A 14,136-nucleotide genomic window follows, 5' to 3' on the forward strand; every position below is an offset into this window, starting at 1 on the left:
ACCGGATCAGCCCAGCGCCGCAGCGGCCGCTTCGGCGATCCGCCCGGCGTCGGGCGTGACGCCGGTGTAGAGGATGAACTGCTGCACCGCCTGCAGCACGACGACTTCTCCACCGGTGATCACGGTTTTCCCCGCGGCCCGCGCGGCGCGGATCAAGGGCGTTTCCACCGGCAGCGCCACCACGTCGAAGCAGACCCGCGACGCCTCGATCGCCTCCGCCGGAAAGGCCAGCTCCTCCGCCTCCCGGCCGCCCGCCATGCCGACGGGCGTGATGTTCACCAGCATCGCCGGCCGCGCCTCGCCGAGCTCCGGCTGCCAGCGATAGCCGCAGACCTCCGCCAGGGCGCGGCCGGTGCGCTCGTTGCGCGCCACCACGATGCCGTCGCGGAAGCCCGCGTCGCGCAGCGCCGAGACCACCGCCTTGCCCATGCCGCCACTGCCCCGCGCCGCAAAGGGCGTGTCAGGGGACACGCCGTGCCGTTGCAGCAGCTCCCGCACGGCGCCGTAATCGGTGTTGTGCCCGATCAGCACGCCGTCGGTGTTGACGACCGTGTTGACCGACTGGATCGCCTCGGCCGAGGGCGCGAGGCCGTCGAGCAGCGGGATGCAGGCTTCCTTGAACGGCATCGACACCGCGCAGCCGCGGATGCTCAGCGCGCGGACGCCGCCGATCGCCGCGGGCAGGTCGCGCGTGGTGAAGGCCTTGTAGATGAAGTCGAGCTCCAGCGCCTCGTAAAGGTGGTTCTGGAAGCGCGTGCCGAAATTCCCGGGCCGCCCCGAGAGCGACATGCACAGCACCGTGTCCTTGCTGATGCGACGGGTCATGGCCCTCTCCTCCGATCGCTGCGTCCGGTGTCGTCTTGCCGGCGTGGCGGGGCGCCGTCCAGGCAAGGCGCCCCGGCGGTGTCAGGCGGTCGGGTCGAGGCCGCGCAGGAGGATCAGCTCGATCAGCCGCTGCGTCGCCAGCGCATCCTCGCCCGAGATCGCGGGCGGCCGATCCTCGCGGCAGGCCGCGAGGAAATCGGCGATTACCGCGCGATGGGCGTCGTGCGGGAAGTCCATGATGTTGGCGCCGCTGCCAGTGGGGCCTTCCGCCGCCAGAACCTCGCCGGTGCCGTCGACGTAGCGGACCTCCAGCGTGCCGCCCACGAGGCTGGCGCTGCCGCGACGGCCCATGATCTCGATCCGCTCCGGTCGGCCGGGCGGAAAAGCGGTGGTGGCGCTCAGCGTCGCCGGCGCGCCGTTGCCCAGGCGCAGCAGGGCCGAGACGTAGTCCTCGGTTTCCATGTCGTGCAGCCCGGTGGTGCGGACCTCCGCCGCCACCACCTCGCTGACACCCAGCAGGGAGCGGAACAGGTCCACCGTGTGCACTGCCTGGGTCAGCAGCACGCCGCCGCCGTCGCGCGCCATCGTGCCGCGGCCAGGCTCGTCGTAGTAGCTCTGCGGGCGCCACCAGGGCACGGTGACCCAGGCGGCCTCGACCTCGCCCAGCGCGTCGTCGCGCAGCAGCTCCCGCAACCGGAGGCTGCCAGGGCGGAAGCGGTGCTGGAGCATGACGCCGAGCTGCCGCCCGGCCTCGCGCGCCGCCGTGACCAGCTGCTCGCCCCGCGCGGCGGTCAGCTCCAGCGGCTTTTCCACCAGCACGTGCTTGCCGGCGGCGAGGCAGCGGCCCGCCACCTCGGCATGCGCGGCGGGCGGGGTCAGCACCAGCACGGCGTCGATGCGCGGATCGTTGATCACCTCGTCGAGGTCGGTGATCACCGGGAAAGGGAAGTCCTCGGCGAAGCGCCGGGCGCGCTCCTCGGTACGGCTGGCGGCCCAGATCACCTCCGCCTGATCCTGGAGGTCCAGCAGCGCCCGGGCATGCGGCTGCGCGGCCGGGCCCAGGCCGATGATGCCGACACCCAGCCGCCGTCCGGTGCCGCTCACGATGTCACCCCACCGATGCGCGTGGCGCCCGCCTGGGCTTCCAGCGCGAGGCGCGTGACGGTGAAGACGTGTTCCTGCGGCATCGCCGTGGCAGTGCGCTCCGCCACGTCGCGGGCGAAGTCGCGAAAGTAGGTCAGCGGCTCGCCGCTGGCATCGAGGTGGCGCGTGCCGTGGCGGTCCACCAAGAACAGGTGGTCGGTGCCCGGGCGGCCGTCGAGGTCCACGTATTTGCGCAGCTCGATCGTGCCCTCGGTGCCCAGCAGGAACAGCCGCCCGTCGCCCCAGGTCGGCAGCCCATCGGCGGTGAACCAGTCCACGCGGATGGTGCCGCGGGCGTGGTCGCTCTCGAGCACGATGTCGCCCAGGTCCTCGAAGCGCGGCAGGTCGGGCGTGCCGACGTTGCCGACGCTGCTCGACACCACGCGCGCGTCGGCGGAGCCCGTGAAGAAGAGGAACTGGTCGATCTGGTGCGAGGCGATGTCGGTCAGGATGCCGCCGAAATACGCCGGGTCGAAGAACCAGTCCGGCCGGATCGCCCGGTTGAAGCGGTGCGGCCCGAGGCCGGTGGTGTACACGACCTTGCCGATGGCACCGTCGGCCACCAGCTTCGCCGCCACCACGGTGGAAGGCACCACGAAGCGCTCCGAGAAGCAGATCGAGAAGATGCGCCCGGTTTCCGCCACGACCTGCCGCACGCGGGCGAGGTCGTCGAAGCTGGTGATGCCGGGCTTGTCGCACATCACGTCCTTGCCGGCGCGCATCGCCTGGATCGCGATGGAAGCGCGGTCGCGCGGAATGGCAGCGCAGCACACGGCGTCCACCGTGGGATCATCGAGCAGCCGCTGCCGTTCGACCTCCGGGATCTCCGGGAAGCGCTCCTGAAAGCCCTTCAGCACGCGCGGGTCGGAGGTTTCGGGGCAGTAGCCGACGCAGGTGGCGCCGGCGGCCAGCAGCTCGCCGACCATGTGGTAGATGTGGCGGTGGTCGAGGCCGATCGCGGCGAAGCGGATCATCGCGCGGAACCCGCCGGCCGAACGGGGCACCCGGCTGCCGGACAGGTCTCCGGGGCCTGGGTTCCTTCGGGCACTTGCCCGCGCCGTGCTGCCTGGTGCCGCATCGCCGAACTCCTCCGCTCCTGTGCCGCGCCCTTCCGCCCTGCCGATGCACGGGTCACGGAACGGCGCGCGGGTTTGCCCCGCTTGCCGCCATGCTCGCCCGCGCCGCCCGCCACCGCAACCGCGATCAGGCGCGAAGACGGCCAAATCTCCCTGGCCGCACCGTCGCCGCGCGGCGGGCGGCCAGGGAGATTTGGCCGTTGGCGCCCGAAGCCCTTCCCCCTTCGGGCTCCCCTCCCCCGCGCCTCAGGCCACGAGGCTGGGCCGCGTCGCCCGCACCTCCTCTACTTCGGGGAAGTTGTCGCGCAGCAGAGCCGCCAGCCGCCCCTCCGTCGCGCGGGATGCGCGGGTCAGCGGCAGGCGCGGCGTGGCGTCGCACAGGCCAAGCAGCGCCAGCGCCGCCTTGACCGGCACCGGGTTGCTTTCCGCGAACAGCGCGTCGTGCAGCGGCGCGAGCCTGTCGCGCAGCGCCGCGGCCGCGCGGAACTCGCCGCGCGTCCAGGCTTCGTGCTGCGCCACCAGCAGCTCGGGAACGAGGTTCGCCGTCACCGAGATGCAGCCGACACCGCCCATCGCCAGGTGCGCCAGCGCGGTGGCGTCGTCGCCCGACAGCTGCGGGAAATCCCCGCCACAGAGGGCGCGAAGACGCGGCACGCGCGCCAGGTCGCCGCTGGCATCCTTGAAGGCGGCGATCACGCCGTCCGACCGCAGCCGCGCCACCGTCTCGTCGGCAATGCCGACCCCCACGCGCGAGGGCACGTCGTAGAGGATCAGCGGCAGCCCGCTGCTGGCCGCCACGGCGCGCAGGTGGGCCTGCACGCCGTCCTGCCCGGGCCGGACATAGGGCGGCGACGCCACCAGCAGCGCCGCGGCGCCGCAGCGTTCCGCCGAGCGCGCGAGAACCGCAGCGCCACGCGTGCAGGGCGCGCCGATCCCCGCGATCACCGGCACGCGGCCGCCTGCCGCCTGCACCACGGTGTCGATGGCGCGCGCCTGTTCCTCGGCGCTCATCGCCGCCGCCTCGCCGGTGCTGCCGCACACCACCAGCCCGGCCACGCCGCGCCGCACGGCCCGCGTGGCGAGCCGGTACAGGGCGGCTTCGTCGACCTCGTCGTCGCTTCCGAAGGGTGTCACCAGGGCCGGGATCACACCCTGGATCGTGAAGTTCTGCCGTGTCATGGCCAGTTCCCTTCCCGCTCAGCCCACCACGGGACGGCGGCCGAGACGGCAGGTCAGGACCAGCCCGCGGCCGGAGGACATGGTGGCCCGGATGCCGGCGAAGCCCTGCTGCTGCAGGCGCCGGACCACCTCGCCCACGAGCGGCGCACCGCCAGCGAGGAGGCGCAGCGCCAGCCGCCCGCCCTGCCGGCCGGCGATCAGCGCGCGGCGGGCGCTCGCGGCGACAGATGAGGCGTCCTCCGCAGTCCGGACGTCCGGCGCCAGCACGACGTCGGCGGGTTCCGGATGGGTCGAGGGACGGGCCATGCCGACCGCCGATCGGCAGCCGCGCCGGACGCTGGCGCAGAGGAGGTCGGCGCCGGAGCCTCCGACGATCAGAACGCGATCCTGCGGCCCGGCCCCGGTAGCGTCCAGGAGGTCGTCGCCGGGGTTGGCGGTCACGTGCAGCAGGGTCTGCAGCCGGGCCGAACGCCGAAGCAGGAGGAGACGGTCGGACGGACCCGCAGAGGGCGGGCGGTCATCCGCGTCGGGGTGGGAGGAAGGCTGAAGCGCCTGTGACGCCGTGTGTTCCATGCCAGGACAGTGGAACGGCGGGGCGTAAAACCTCGATGGCGTTGTGTCGCCGGGCCCGCAAAGCGGCGCTAAAAAAAACATTCCGGAAGAAGTACCGGCCATCCTGCCGCAACCGGCGGGATCCGCCCCGCCGGCCGCGCAAACCCCATCCCGCTCAGAACTTCCGGCTGACGGTGAACAGCACGCGCTCGTCGCAGATCTTCTGCCCGCCGCCGCAGTCGCGCTGGTGGATGTCGGTGCCGTAGTAGCCCACCGCCAGCGTGACGCCGCCGGGAATGTCGTGCGCGGCGCCCACGGAATACCAGAGGTAGTCCGGCGTGCCGAAGCGCGGCTCATGCTCGATCCACTGGTAGCCGAGCCGCCCCGAGGCCGTGAAGCCGAGCGGCAGCGCGAGGTCGACGCCGCCTTCCAGGTAAACGCCGGTGCCCGACTGCCCGAAATAGTTCGGTGACAGGTTCACCGCCGCCGACAGGGTGGCAGGCCCGACCGCGCGGCTCGCCTTCACCGCACCCTCGATGTAGTCGATGTTGTAGGCCCCCGGCGCGAGGCGCCGCGAACCGGGATAGCTGTAGTAGATCGCGCCAACATCCCAGTTGATGTCGAGCATCTGGAACCGGTAGCCCGCCAGCGCGTCGACTTCCTGCCGCGCGTTGGTACCGGCGAAGGCGACGTTGCTGAGAAAGGCGCCGACGTAGAAGCCGCTGTCGTGCAGCGCCTCGAAGGTCAGCTGCGCGGCCGGGCGATTGCGTGTCTGGCTGATCCCGCGGAACAGGTAGTCCGTGGCCAGCGTCGGGGTCAGCGTGACCGACAGGTCGAGCGGATCGACGCGGGTCTGGGCGCTGGCCGCCTGCGCGCAGAGCGACGCGGCGGCGGCCAGGCTGGCCGCCGCGAGAAACATCTTCATGGTCTTGCTTTCATTCGGAACAGGACGCCGCGCCGGCGTGGCCGCCGGTCGGGCGAATGGGTCTTCCCTGCGGCCTCAGCTCAGCGCAGGGCATCCAGCGCGAGGTTGAGCCGCAGCACGTTCACGCGCGGCACCCCCAGCAGGCCGAACTCCGGCCCCTCGGTCTGCGCGGCCAGCAGCTCGCGCACCCGCGCCTCGGGCAGGTTGCGCGCCGCGGCGACGCGTGCCACCTGCCGGGCGGCGTTCTCCGGGCTGACATGGGGATCGAGGCCGGAACCGGAGGCGGTGACCGCATCCGCCGGCACCGGTGCCGCACCGGCCTCGGCCAAGCGCCCGCGCACCGCCTCCACCAGCTTCCCGCTGGTGGGGCTGAGCTGCGACGCCGCACCGGCACTGGCGTCGTAGCCGTCGGTGCCGGCCGCCGAGGGGCGCGGGTGGAAGTAGCGCGCCTCCGCGAAGTTCTGCCCGATCAGGGCGGAGCCGATCACCCGGCCATCGCGCTCGATCAGGCTGCCGCCGGCCTGGTGCGGCATCGCCAGCGTTGCGACGCCGGTCATCGCCAGCGGTGCGGCGATCCCGAGAAGGGCGGTGAACATCACCGCCATGCTCAGGGCGGGGCGAAGAAGGGCGGTCATGGCTCAGGCAATCCCCAGCAGGGTCAGGATGAGGTCGATGATCTTGATGCCCACGAAAGGCGCCACGATGCCGCCGATGCCGTAGATCAAGAGGTTGCGGCGCAGCAGCGCGGCCGCGCCGACGGGCGTGTAGCGGACGCCGCGCAGCGCCAGCGGCACCAGCGCCACGATGATCAGCGCGTTGAAGATCACCGCCGACAGGATGGCGCTCTCGGGGCTGGTCAGGCGCATCAGGTTCAGCGCCTGCAGCTCCGGATAGGAGGCCACGAAGATCGCGGGCAGGATGGCGAAGTACTTCGCCACGTCGTTGGCGATCGAGAAGGTGGTCAGCGCACCGCGCGTGATCAGCAGCTGCTTGCCGATCTCCACCACCTCGATCAACTTGGTCGGATCGCTGTCGAGGTCGACCATGTTGCCGGCCTCGCGCGCCGCCTGCGTGCCGGTCTGCATCGCCACGCCGACGTCGGCTTGCGCCAGCGCCGGTGCGTCGTTGGTGCCGTCACCCGCCATGGCGACGAGGCGCCCTTCCGCCTGCGCGTCGCGGATGTAGCGCAGCTTGTCCTCGGGCCGGGCCTCGGCGATGAAGTCGTCGACGCCGGCCTCAGCGGCGATGGCGGCCGCGGTCAGGCGGTTGTCGCCGGTCACCATCACGGTGCGGATGCCCATGCGGCGCAGTGCCGCGAAGCGCTCGCGGATGCCGGGCTTCACGATGTCCTTGAGCTCGATCACGCCGAGCAGCCGGCCATCCTTCGCCACCGCCAGTGGCGTGCCGCCGGAACGCGCCACGCGCTCCACCGCCGCCAGCAGCGTGGGCGAGCCGGTGCTGCCAACGCTTGCCAGCACGGCCTCCACCGCGCCCTTGCGGTACTGCGCGCCGCCCATGTCCAGCCCCGAGATCCGCGTCTGCGCCGTGAAGGGGATCACGGCGGCCTCCGCCGGCAGCGCGGGCGGCACGAGGCCGTAGCGGTCGCGCGCGAAGACCAGCACGGAGCGCCCCTCAGGCGTCCCGTCCGCCAGGCTCGCCAGCACCGCCGCCTCGGCCAACGCCCGCTCCTCCACGCCATTCTCGGCGATGAAGCCGGCGGCCTGACGGTTGCCGAGGGTGATCGTGCCGGTCTTGTCCAGCAGCAGCACGTCCACGTCGCCCGCGGCTTCCACCGCGCGGCCCGAGGTCGCCATCACGTTGAAGCGCACGAGGCGGTCCATGCCGGCGATGCCGATGGCTGACAGCAGCCCGCCGATCGTGGTGGGGATCAGCGTGATCAGCAGCGCGGCCAGCACCGGCACGCCCGGCGGCTGCCCGTTCCAGGACGCGAGCCCCACCAGCGATGCGACCGCGATCAGGAAGATGATCGTCATGCCGGCCAGCAGGATGTCGAGCGCGATCTCGTTGGGCGTCTTCTGCCGCGCGGCCCCCTCCACCAGCGCGATCATGCGGTCGATAAAGGTGGAGCCCGGGGCCGCGGTGATGCGCACCACGATCCAGTCCGACACCACGGCGGTGCCGCCGGTCACCGCGCTGCGGTCGCCGCCGGACTCGCGGATCACCGGGGCGCTCTCGCCGGTGACCGCCGCCTCGTTGACGCTGGCGATGCCTTCCACGACCTCGCCGTCGGAGGGGATGAGGTCGCCCGCCTCCACCAGCACCAGGTCACCGACGCGAAGCTCGGTGGCCGAGCGCGGCTGCCACAGCGCGCGGTCGTCGGCGCGGATCAGCAGCTTGGCCGCGGTGTCGGTGCGCGCGCGGCGCAGGCTTTCGGCCCGTGCCCGCCCGCGGCCCTCCGCCACGGCCTCGGCAAAGGTGGCGAAGAGCACCGTGAACCACAGCCAGGCGGCGATGGCGGCGAAGAAGCCCCAGGGCTGCCCCTCGAAGGCGGCGCGCGCCGCCAGCACCGTGACCAGGGCCGAGATCACCTCGGTCACGAAGATCACGGGGTTCCGCAGCAGCCGCAGCGGGTTGAGCTTGCGCAGGGCGTCGCCGCCCGCACGCAACAGGATGGTGCGGTCCAACAGCGAGGCGTCGTCGCGCGTGCGCCCCTGGATCTGTTCGGGACCGAGAATGGTGTCCGGCATGGTTGCGAAGAGCCTCAGAAGGTCTTGCCGGCGAGCATCACGAAGTGCTCCGCCAGGGGACCGAGAGCGAGGGAGGGCAGGAACTGCAGCCCGCCAAGGATCAGGATCACGCCCGCCAGCAGCCCGGCGAAGAGCGGCCCGTGGGTGGGAAACGTGCCGGCGCTGGCGGGTGCCTTGAGCTTGCTGCCCAGTGAACCCGCGATGGCCATCACCGGCACCACGAAGGCGTAGCGCCCCAGCAGCGTCGAGATCCCCAGCGTGGTGTCCAGCCACGGCGTGTCGGCGGTCAGCGCGCCGAAGGCAGAGCCGTTGTTTCCGGCGGCCGAGGTGAAGGCGTAGAGCATCTCGCTGAGGCCATGCGGCCCGCCGCTCGCGATCGACGACACAGCCGCCGGCAGCACCACCGACACCGCGGTGAAGCCCAGCACCACCGTCGGCAGGATCAGCACCGCCAGCATGGCGAGCTTGATCTCGCGCGCCTGCACCTTCTTGCCGAGGTATTCCGGCGTGCGCCCGACCATCAGGCCCGCCACGAACACCGCCAGCAGCGCGAAGACGATCATGCCGTACAGCCCGGAGCCGACGCCGCCCGGCAGAACCTCACCCAGCTGGATCAGGAACAGCGGCACCAGCCCGCCCAGCGGCGTGAAGGAGGAGAACATCGCGTTCACCGCGCCGCAGGAGGCGCCCGTGGTGGTGGCCGTGAACAGCGCCACCAGCGGCAGGCCGAAGCGGATGTCCTTGCCTTCCATGTTGCCCATCGCCGGATCGACGCCCAGCGCGGTGAGCAGCGGGTTGCCCGCGGCCTCGGCCGCGTAGATCGCCGCGGTGGCGACGACGACGAAGCCCAGCATCACCAGCAGCAGTGCGCGGCCCTGGCGCAGCTCGCCCACGATGTGGCCGAAGGTGAGGCACAGCGCGAAGGGGATCACCGCCTGCGACCAGATCTGCAGCGCCGTCGCCAGCGCGCTCGGCCCCTCGAAGGGATGCAGCGAGTTCACGCCGAAGAAGCCGCCGCCATTGGTGCCCAGGTGCTTGATGGCGATCTGGAAGGCGGCCGGGCCCAGTGCGATCACCTGGCTCCCGCCCTCGAGCGTGTCGGCGGTGACGTAGTCGCGCAGGGTCTGCGGGATGCCCATGGCCACGAAGGCGAGGCCCACCACCACCGACAAGGGCAGCAGCAGGTAAAGGTTGATCCGCGTGAAGTCGGCCCAGAAGTTGCCGAGGTCGCTACCCGCCCGGCGCGCGAAGGCACGGCTCAGCGCAACCGCCAGCGCGATGCCCGTGGCCGCGGACAGGAAGTTCTGCACCGTGAAGCCGGCCATCTGCGACAGGTAGGAGGCCGCGGCCTCACCCGAATAGGCCTGCCAGTTGGTGTTGGTCACGAAGCTCGCCGCCGTATTGAAGGCGAGCCAGGGCGACATGCCGGAAAAGCCGCGCGGGTTCAGCGGCAGCCAGCCTTGCAGCCGCAGCAGCAGGAACAGCAGCAGGAAGCCCGCCGCGTTCACCGCGAGCATCGACAGCGTATAGGCACGCCACCCCTGGCCGCGTGCGGGGTCGATGCCGGCCGCGCGGTAGAAGATGGCCTCCATCGGTGCCAGCCAGCGGACGCGGCCATCCACCACGGCGGCGATGTAGCGCCCGAGCGGCACGGCGGCCGCCACGACGAGCGCGAGGACGAGCGCGATCTGCGCCCAGCCGAAAAGGGTCATGGGATCACAGGTCCTCGGGCCGCAGCAGGGCCCGGAGCAGGTAGACGAGGAGGCCCGCGCACACGGCGCCGCCCAGGATCAGGTCGAACATGCGGCTCACACCCGCTCGCAGGCGAGGAGGTAGGCCGCCATCAGCCCGAAGGTGCCGAGGCCGAGCCCCAGCAGAAGAATGTCGATCATCGAGGTTCCGCGCGCCGTGCCTGTGGCGCTGCGGGATTCCTAGAAACAACCCCTGCAAAGCCGCGATGCGGAAGGCGGGCGACGCCCGTAAAGGCGCCGCAAAAACCGGTCGGGGCATCGCGGGTTTTTACAGGTTCTTTATGGCGGCGGCCCCGGACGCACATGGCGGCTTAGCAGCGGTGCGTGGCACAGGAAGCGTGTGTCAACGCATCCCCGAATCACGAAGCCCAGCGCCAGGTGGCGGGCATGAACGATGAATTCACTTCGGCCGGCGTCGTGTACCTCGGCCTGCTGCTGGATTTCTTCGTGCTCGCCGTCGGGCTGGAACAGCGCCATCGCCCCGCGCGGGCCGTCCGCTGGATAACGGGCAAGTCGGCCGCACCCGTGACACGCCGCCAAGCCGCGGCCCGTTGATGTGGGCCCTTTGACGCGGGCCCACGGCCGCCTTCCGGTGCGCCGTGCCCGCGTGCTTTAACCGACGCGATGGGTGAGGAACCAAGACGTCCCGATCCGGACGCGCTGCTGGCGGCCGCGGCGCGCGAAGGACGCGGCCGGCTGAAGGTCTTCCTCGGCGCGGCGCCAGGTGTCGGCAAAACCTTCGAGATGCTGGGCGAAGCGCGGCAGCGCGCGGCGGGGGGCGCCGACATCGTGGTGGGGCTGGTGGAAACCCACGGCCGCGCGGACACGGCGGCGCAGCTCGGCACGCTGGAAGTCCTGCCGCGCGTCGCGCGGCCCTATCGCGGGCAGGTGATCGAGGAGTTCGACCTCGACGCCGCACTGGCACGGCGGCCGGCGATCCTGCTGCTGGATGAGCTCGCCCACACCAACGCGCCGGGCAGCCGGCACAACAAGCGCTGGCAGGACGTGGAGGAGCTGCGCGCGGCGGGCATCGAGGTCTGGACCACGATGAACGTCCAGCACCTGCGCAGCCTGTCGGACAAGGTGGCGCGCATCACCGGCGTCCGCGTCGCGGAAACGGTGCCCGACCTCGTGCTGGCGGAAGCCGACGCGGTGGAGCTGGTGGACATCCCTTCGGCCGAGCTGCTGCAGCGGCTGCGCGACGGCAAGGTGTACCGGCCGGATCAGGCCGCCCGCGCGCTGAAGGGCTTCTTCCGCGAAGGCAACCTCGCGGCGCTGCGCGAGATGGCACTGCGCCGCACCGCCGAGCGCGTGGATGCCGACGTCACCGGCTACATGCGCTCCAACGCCATCAGCGGCCCCTGGCCTTCGGGCGAGCGGGTGCTGGCGCTGATCGGCAGCGACGAGGCGGCCGAGGGCGTGCTGTGGCAGGCGCGGCGCCTGGCCGACGCGCTGCGCGCCCCGCTCGTGGCCCTGCATGTCGAGCGCCCGGGCGCGCCTGCCAGCGACGATCCGGCCGCCGCGCTGCGCCTCGCGGCCTCGATGGAGGCGGAGGTCGAAACGGTGGTGGCGGGCGACCTGCCGCGCGCGGTGCTGGAACACGCCCGCGCCCACAACGCCACGCAGATCGTGATGGGGCGCGGCCGCCCGTCCCGGCTGCGGCGCATGCTCGGCCGGACGCTGGCGGCGGCGCTGCTGCGCGGCGCCGGGGATTTCACGCTGCACGTCCTGCCCGCCGCGGTGGCGCGGGGCGAGGCCGCGCGCGCCGGCGCCGCCCGACCGGGCAGGCGCCGCGCCCTGCCCCACTGGCTCGACTGGGTGGCGGTGCCGGCGGTGGTCGGGCTCGCCACGGCGATCAGCTTCACCCTCGACAGTCTGGTGCCCGAGGGTGGCCTCGGGATGGTCTACCTCGCGGCGGTGGTGGCGCTGGCCACCTGGATCGGCCCCATGCAGGCGCTGCTGGGGGCGGTGCTGTCGTTCAGCGCCTGGAACTTCCTGTTCCTGTCGCCCCGCTACAGCCTGACCATCTCCAGCGCGCAGGACGTGATGGGCGTGGTGGTCTTCGCGGCCGTGGCGCTGCTGCTGCTGGGTACCACCGGCAATCTCGGCCGTTCGGTCACCGCCGCGCGCGGCCGGCTCTTCGCGCTGCGCCGGCTGGTGGACAGCGCGCGCAAGCTCGCGGGTGCGGGCTCGGGCGGCGACCTGCTGCTGGTGCTGGCGCAGGAAGCGGAGCGCGTGGCCGGCTGCCCGGTCTGCGTTCTGATGCCCCTGGATGGGGAGCCCGTGCCCCGTGCCGCCGTGCCCATCGATGCCGAGCCCGACGCCGATTCCATGGCCGCCGCGCGCTGGGTCTTGGGTGGGGCGCGGCGCGCGGGGGCCGGCACCGACACGCTGCCGGGCGTGGCCTGGCAGTTCCGGCCGATCCGCACGATCCGCGGCCATGTCGGCCTGCTCGGCATAAGGCTCGCCAGCCTCGGCGAGAATGCCGCGCTGGAGGGTGAGCGCGACCGCCTCCTCGATGCGATCCTGGATCAGGCGGCGGTGGCGATCGAGCGGTCGCAGCTGATGGAGGAACAGGCGCGCCACGCCGCGCGGGCGGAAACCGAGACGCTGCGCAACGCCCTGCTGGCCTCGCTGGGGCATGACCTGCGCACGCCGCTCACGGGGATCCGTGGTGCGCTGGAAACGCTGCGCACGGCGGGCCCGGCGCTGTCGCCCGAAACGCGCGAGGACCTGTTGCAGGCGGCGGAGGAGGAAACCGTGCGCCTCAACCGCTACCTGTCCAACATCCTCGACATCGTGCGGCTGGAGGAACAGCAGGTGCGGCCGCGGCGCGAGGCGGTGGAGGTGGCCGAGGCCCTCGAGGCCACGGCGGACCGCGCCGCGCGCGGGAGCGGCCGCCCCGTCCGGGTCACCGCCACCGCGCTGCTGCCGCCGGTGCAGCTCGATCCCGTGCTGCTGGACCAGGTGCTGATGAACCTGCTCGACAACGCCCTGAAGTTTTCCGCGCCCCACGGCACGGTCACCGCCGCCGCCCGGCGCGAGGGCGCAAACCTCACGATCACGGTCGAGGATAACGGCCCCGGCATCCCGCCCGAGCAGCTGAGCCAGGTCTTCGATCCCTTCTTCCGGGTGCGGCGCGGCGACAAGGCGCCCGCCGGCAGTGGGCTGGGCCTGGCGATCTGCCGCGGCCTGACCGAGGCCATGGGCGGGCGCATCACCGCCGAAAGTCCGTTGCGGGATGGACGCGGCACCCGGCTGGTGCTGCGCTTTCCCCTATGACGACGCATCGAACGCGCATCCTGGTGGTGGATGACGAGCCGCAGATCCAGCGCTTCCTGGCGCCCGCGCTGGAGGCTGCCGGCTACGAGCCGTTGCGGGCCGAGAGCGGCGCCGCGGCGCTCGACCTCGCGGCCACGCGCAACCCGGCGCTGGTGCTGCTGGACCTGGGCCTGCCGGATGTTGAGGGGCACGCGGTGCTCACCCGGCTGCGCGCCTTCTCCGAGGTGCCAGTGATCGTGGTGTCCGCCCGCCAGCAGGAGGAGGAGAAGGTCCGCGCCCTGGATGCCGGCGCCGACGACTTCGTGGAAAAGCCCTTCGCCCTGGCCGAGCTGCTCGCGCGCATCCGCGCCACGCTGCGACGCTCCGCCGCGCGCGGGCAGGAAGACAGCAGCCCGCTGATCCGCACCGGTCCGCTGGAGATCGACCTCCATCGCCGCACCGCCCGCCTCGATGGCGGGGAGCCGCTGAAGCTGACGCCGCGGGAATGGGACCTGCTGGTGACGCTGGCGCGCGCCTCGGGCCGGGTGCTGACCCACCGGCAGATCCTGAGCGCCGTCTGGGGCCCAGCGCATGTCGAGGACGGGCAGTACCTGCGCGTCTACGTGGGCCACCTGCGTCAGAAGCTGGAAGGCGCCGCCGGGCTGCTGCGCACCGAGCCCGGCGTGGGGTATCGCTTCGGCGACGGGGAATGACGC

The 14,136-nt window shown here is 72.3% G+C and carries 13 protein-coding genes; 3 read left to right on the forward strand and 10 right to left on the reverse strand.

Translation table 11 applies throughout. The features are described from left to right. Window positions 1-6 precede the first annotated feature (6 nt). From ACFFGY_RS12680 to kdpF, 10 genes are all read right to left on the reverse strand, one after another. Window positions 7-825: a shikimate 5-dehydrogenase gene (locus ACFFGY_RS12680; RefSeq protein WP_377044860.1), complete on the reverse strand. Its 819-nt coding sequence runs from the start codon at window positions 823-825 to the stop codon at window positions 7-9. Between the two features lie 81 nt (window positions 826-906). After that, the gene (locus ACFFGY_RS12685; RefSeq protein ID WP_377044861.1) at window positions 907-1,929 is read right to left on the reverse strand and encodes a Gfo/Idh/MocA family protein; all 1,023 of its coding nucleotides are present in this window, start codon (window positions 1,927-1,929) and stop codon (window positions 907-909) included. Further along, window positions 1,926-2,942, reverse strand: a complete 1,017-nt coding sequence (locus ACFFGY_RS12690; protein ID WP_377044862.1) for a Gfo/Idh/MocA family protein — start codon at window positions 2,940-2,942, stop codon at window positions 1,926-1,928. Before ACFFGY_RS12690 ends, ACFFGY_RS12685 begins: the two co-directional genes overlap by 4 nt. Window positions 2,943-3,290: 348 nt before the next feature. Then, window positions 3,291-4,223: a 4-hydroxy-tetrahydrodipicolinate synthase gene (gene dapA / locus ACFFGY_RS12695; protein ID WP_377044863.1), complete on the reverse strand. Its 933-nt coding sequence runs from the start codon at window positions 4,221-4,223 to the stop codon at window positions 3,291-3,293. Window positions 4,224-4,241: 18 nt separating this feature from the next. Continuing rightward, on the reverse strand, window positions 4,242-4,664 hold the full coding sequence (locus ACFFGY_RS12700; RefSeq protein WP_377044864.1) for a hypothetical protein: 423 nt from the start codon (window positions 4,662-4,664) through the stop codon (window positions 4,242-4,244). 286 nt (window positions 4,665-4,950) lie between these two features. Next, complete coding sequence (locus tag ACFFGY_RS12705; RefSeq protein ID WP_377044865.1) at window positions 4,951-5,700, reverse strand: TorF family putative porin; 750 nt, start codon at window positions 5,698-5,700, stop codon at window positions 4,951-4,953. Window positions 5,701-5,780: 80 nt separating this feature from the next. Next, complete coding sequence (gene kdpC, locus ACFFGY_RS12710) at window positions 5,781-6,335, reverse strand: potassium-transporting ATPase subunit KdpC (RefSeq protein ID WP_377044866.1); 555 nt, start codon at window positions 6,333-6,335, stop codon at window positions 5,781-5,783. A gap of 3 nt (window positions 6,336-6,338) precedes the next feature. Beyond that, on the reverse strand, window positions 6,339-8,408 hold the full coding sequence (kdpB, locus tag ACFFGY_RS12715; protein ID WP_377044867.1) for a potassium-transporting ATPase subunit KdpB: 2,070 nt from the start codon (window positions 8,406-8,408) through the stop codon (window positions 6,339-6,341). A gap of 14 nt (window positions 8,409-8,422) precedes the next feature. Beyond that, complete coding sequence (kdpA, locus tag ACFFGY_RS12720) at window positions 8,423-10,120, reverse strand: potassium-transporting ATPase subunit KdpA (protein WP_377044868.1); 1,698 nt, start codon at window positions 10,118-10,120, stop codon at window positions 8,423-8,425. A 4-nt stretch (window positions 10,121-10,124) separates the two neighbouring features. Continuing rightward, window positions 10,125-10,211, reverse strand: a complete 87-nt coding sequence (kdpF, locus tag ACFFGY_RS12725) for a K(+)-transporting ATPase subunit F (RefSeq protein ID WP_377045048.1) — start codon at window positions 10,209-10,211, stop codon at window positions 10,125-10,127. Between the two features lie 335 nt (window positions 10,212-10,546). On the opposite strand from kdpF, the gene ACFFGY_RS12730 reads away from it, so the two are divergent. The 3 genes from ACFFGY_RS12730 (at window position 10,547) to ACFFGY_RS12740 (ending at window position 14,133) form a co-directional block, all read left to right on the forward strand. Then, window positions 10,547-10,714, forward strand: coding sequence for a hypothetical protein (locus ACFFGY_RS12730; protein WP_377044869.1), 168 nt, complete (start codon window positions 10,547-10,549; stop codon window positions 10,712-10,714). A 69-nt stretch (window positions 10,715-10,783) separates the two neighbouring features. Beyond that, window positions 10,784-13,441, forward strand: a complete 2,658-nt coding sequence (locus ACFFGY_RS12735) for an ATP-binding protein (RefSeq protein ID WP_377044870.1) — start codon at window positions 10,784-10,786, stop codon at window positions 13,439-13,441. After that, entirely contained in the window at window positions 13,438-14,133 is a 696-nt protein-coding gene (locus ACFFGY_RS12740) for a response regulator (RefSeq protein ID WP_377044871.1), read from the forward strand. The genes ACFFGY_RS12735 and ACFFGY_RS12740 overlap by 4 nt, the downstream gene beginning before the upstream one ends. The last annotated feature ends 3 nt before the right edge of the window (window positions 14,134-14,136 follow it).

The organism is Roseomonas elaeocarpi (assembly GCF_042433915.1).
Lineage (GTDB): Bacteria > Pseudomonadota > Alphaproteobacteria > Acetobacterales > Acetobacteraceae > Roseomonas > Roseomonas elaeocarpi.

Bases quoted from the DNA above. Each gene is read 5' to 3' on its own strand.
- ACFFGY_RS12680 (WP_377044860.1), bottom strand. From the start codon at position 825: ATGACCCGTCGCATCAGCAAGGACACGGTGCTGTGCATGTCGCTCTCG.
- ACFFGY_RS12690 (WP_377044862.1), bottom strand. From the start codon at position 2,942: ATGATCCGCTTCGCCGCGATCGGCCTCGACCACCGCCACATCTACCAC.
- dapA (WP_377044863.1), bottom strand. From the start codon at position 4,223: ATGACACGGCAGAACTTCACGATCCAGGGTGTGATCCCGGCCCTGGTG.
- ACFFGY_RS12705 (WP_377044865.1), bottom strand. From the start codon at position 5,700: ATGAAGATGTTTCTCGCGGCGGCCAGCCTGGCCGCCGCCGCGTCGCTC.
- kdpC (WP_377044866.1), bottom strand. From the start codon at position 6,335: ATGACCGCCCTTCTTCGCCCCGCCCTGAGCATGGCGGTGATGTTCACC.
- kdpB (WP_377044867.1), bottom strand. From the start codon at position 8,408: ATGCCGGACACCATTCTCGGTCCCGAACAGATCCAGGGGCGCACGCGC.
- kdpA (WP_377044868.1), bottom strand. From the start codon at position 10,120: ATGACCCTTTTCGGCTGGGCGCAGATCGCGCTCGTCCTCGCGCTCGTC.
- kdpF (WP_377045048.1), bottom strand. From the start codon at position 10,211: ATGTTCGACCTGATCCTGGGCGGCGCCGTGTGCGCGGGCCTCCTCGTC.
- ACFFGY_RS12730 (WP_377044869.1), top strand. From the start codon at position 10,547: ATGAACGATGAATTCACTTCGGCCGGCGTCGTGTACCTCGGCCTGCTG.
- ACFFGY_RS12735 (WP_377044870.1), top strand. From the start codon at position 10,784: ATGGGTGAGGAACCAAGACGTCCCGATCCGGACGCGCTGCTGGCGGCC.
- ACFFGY_RS12740 (WP_377044871.1), top strand. From the start codon at position 13,438: ATGACGACGCATCGAACGCGCATCCTGGTGGTGGATGACGAGCCGCAG.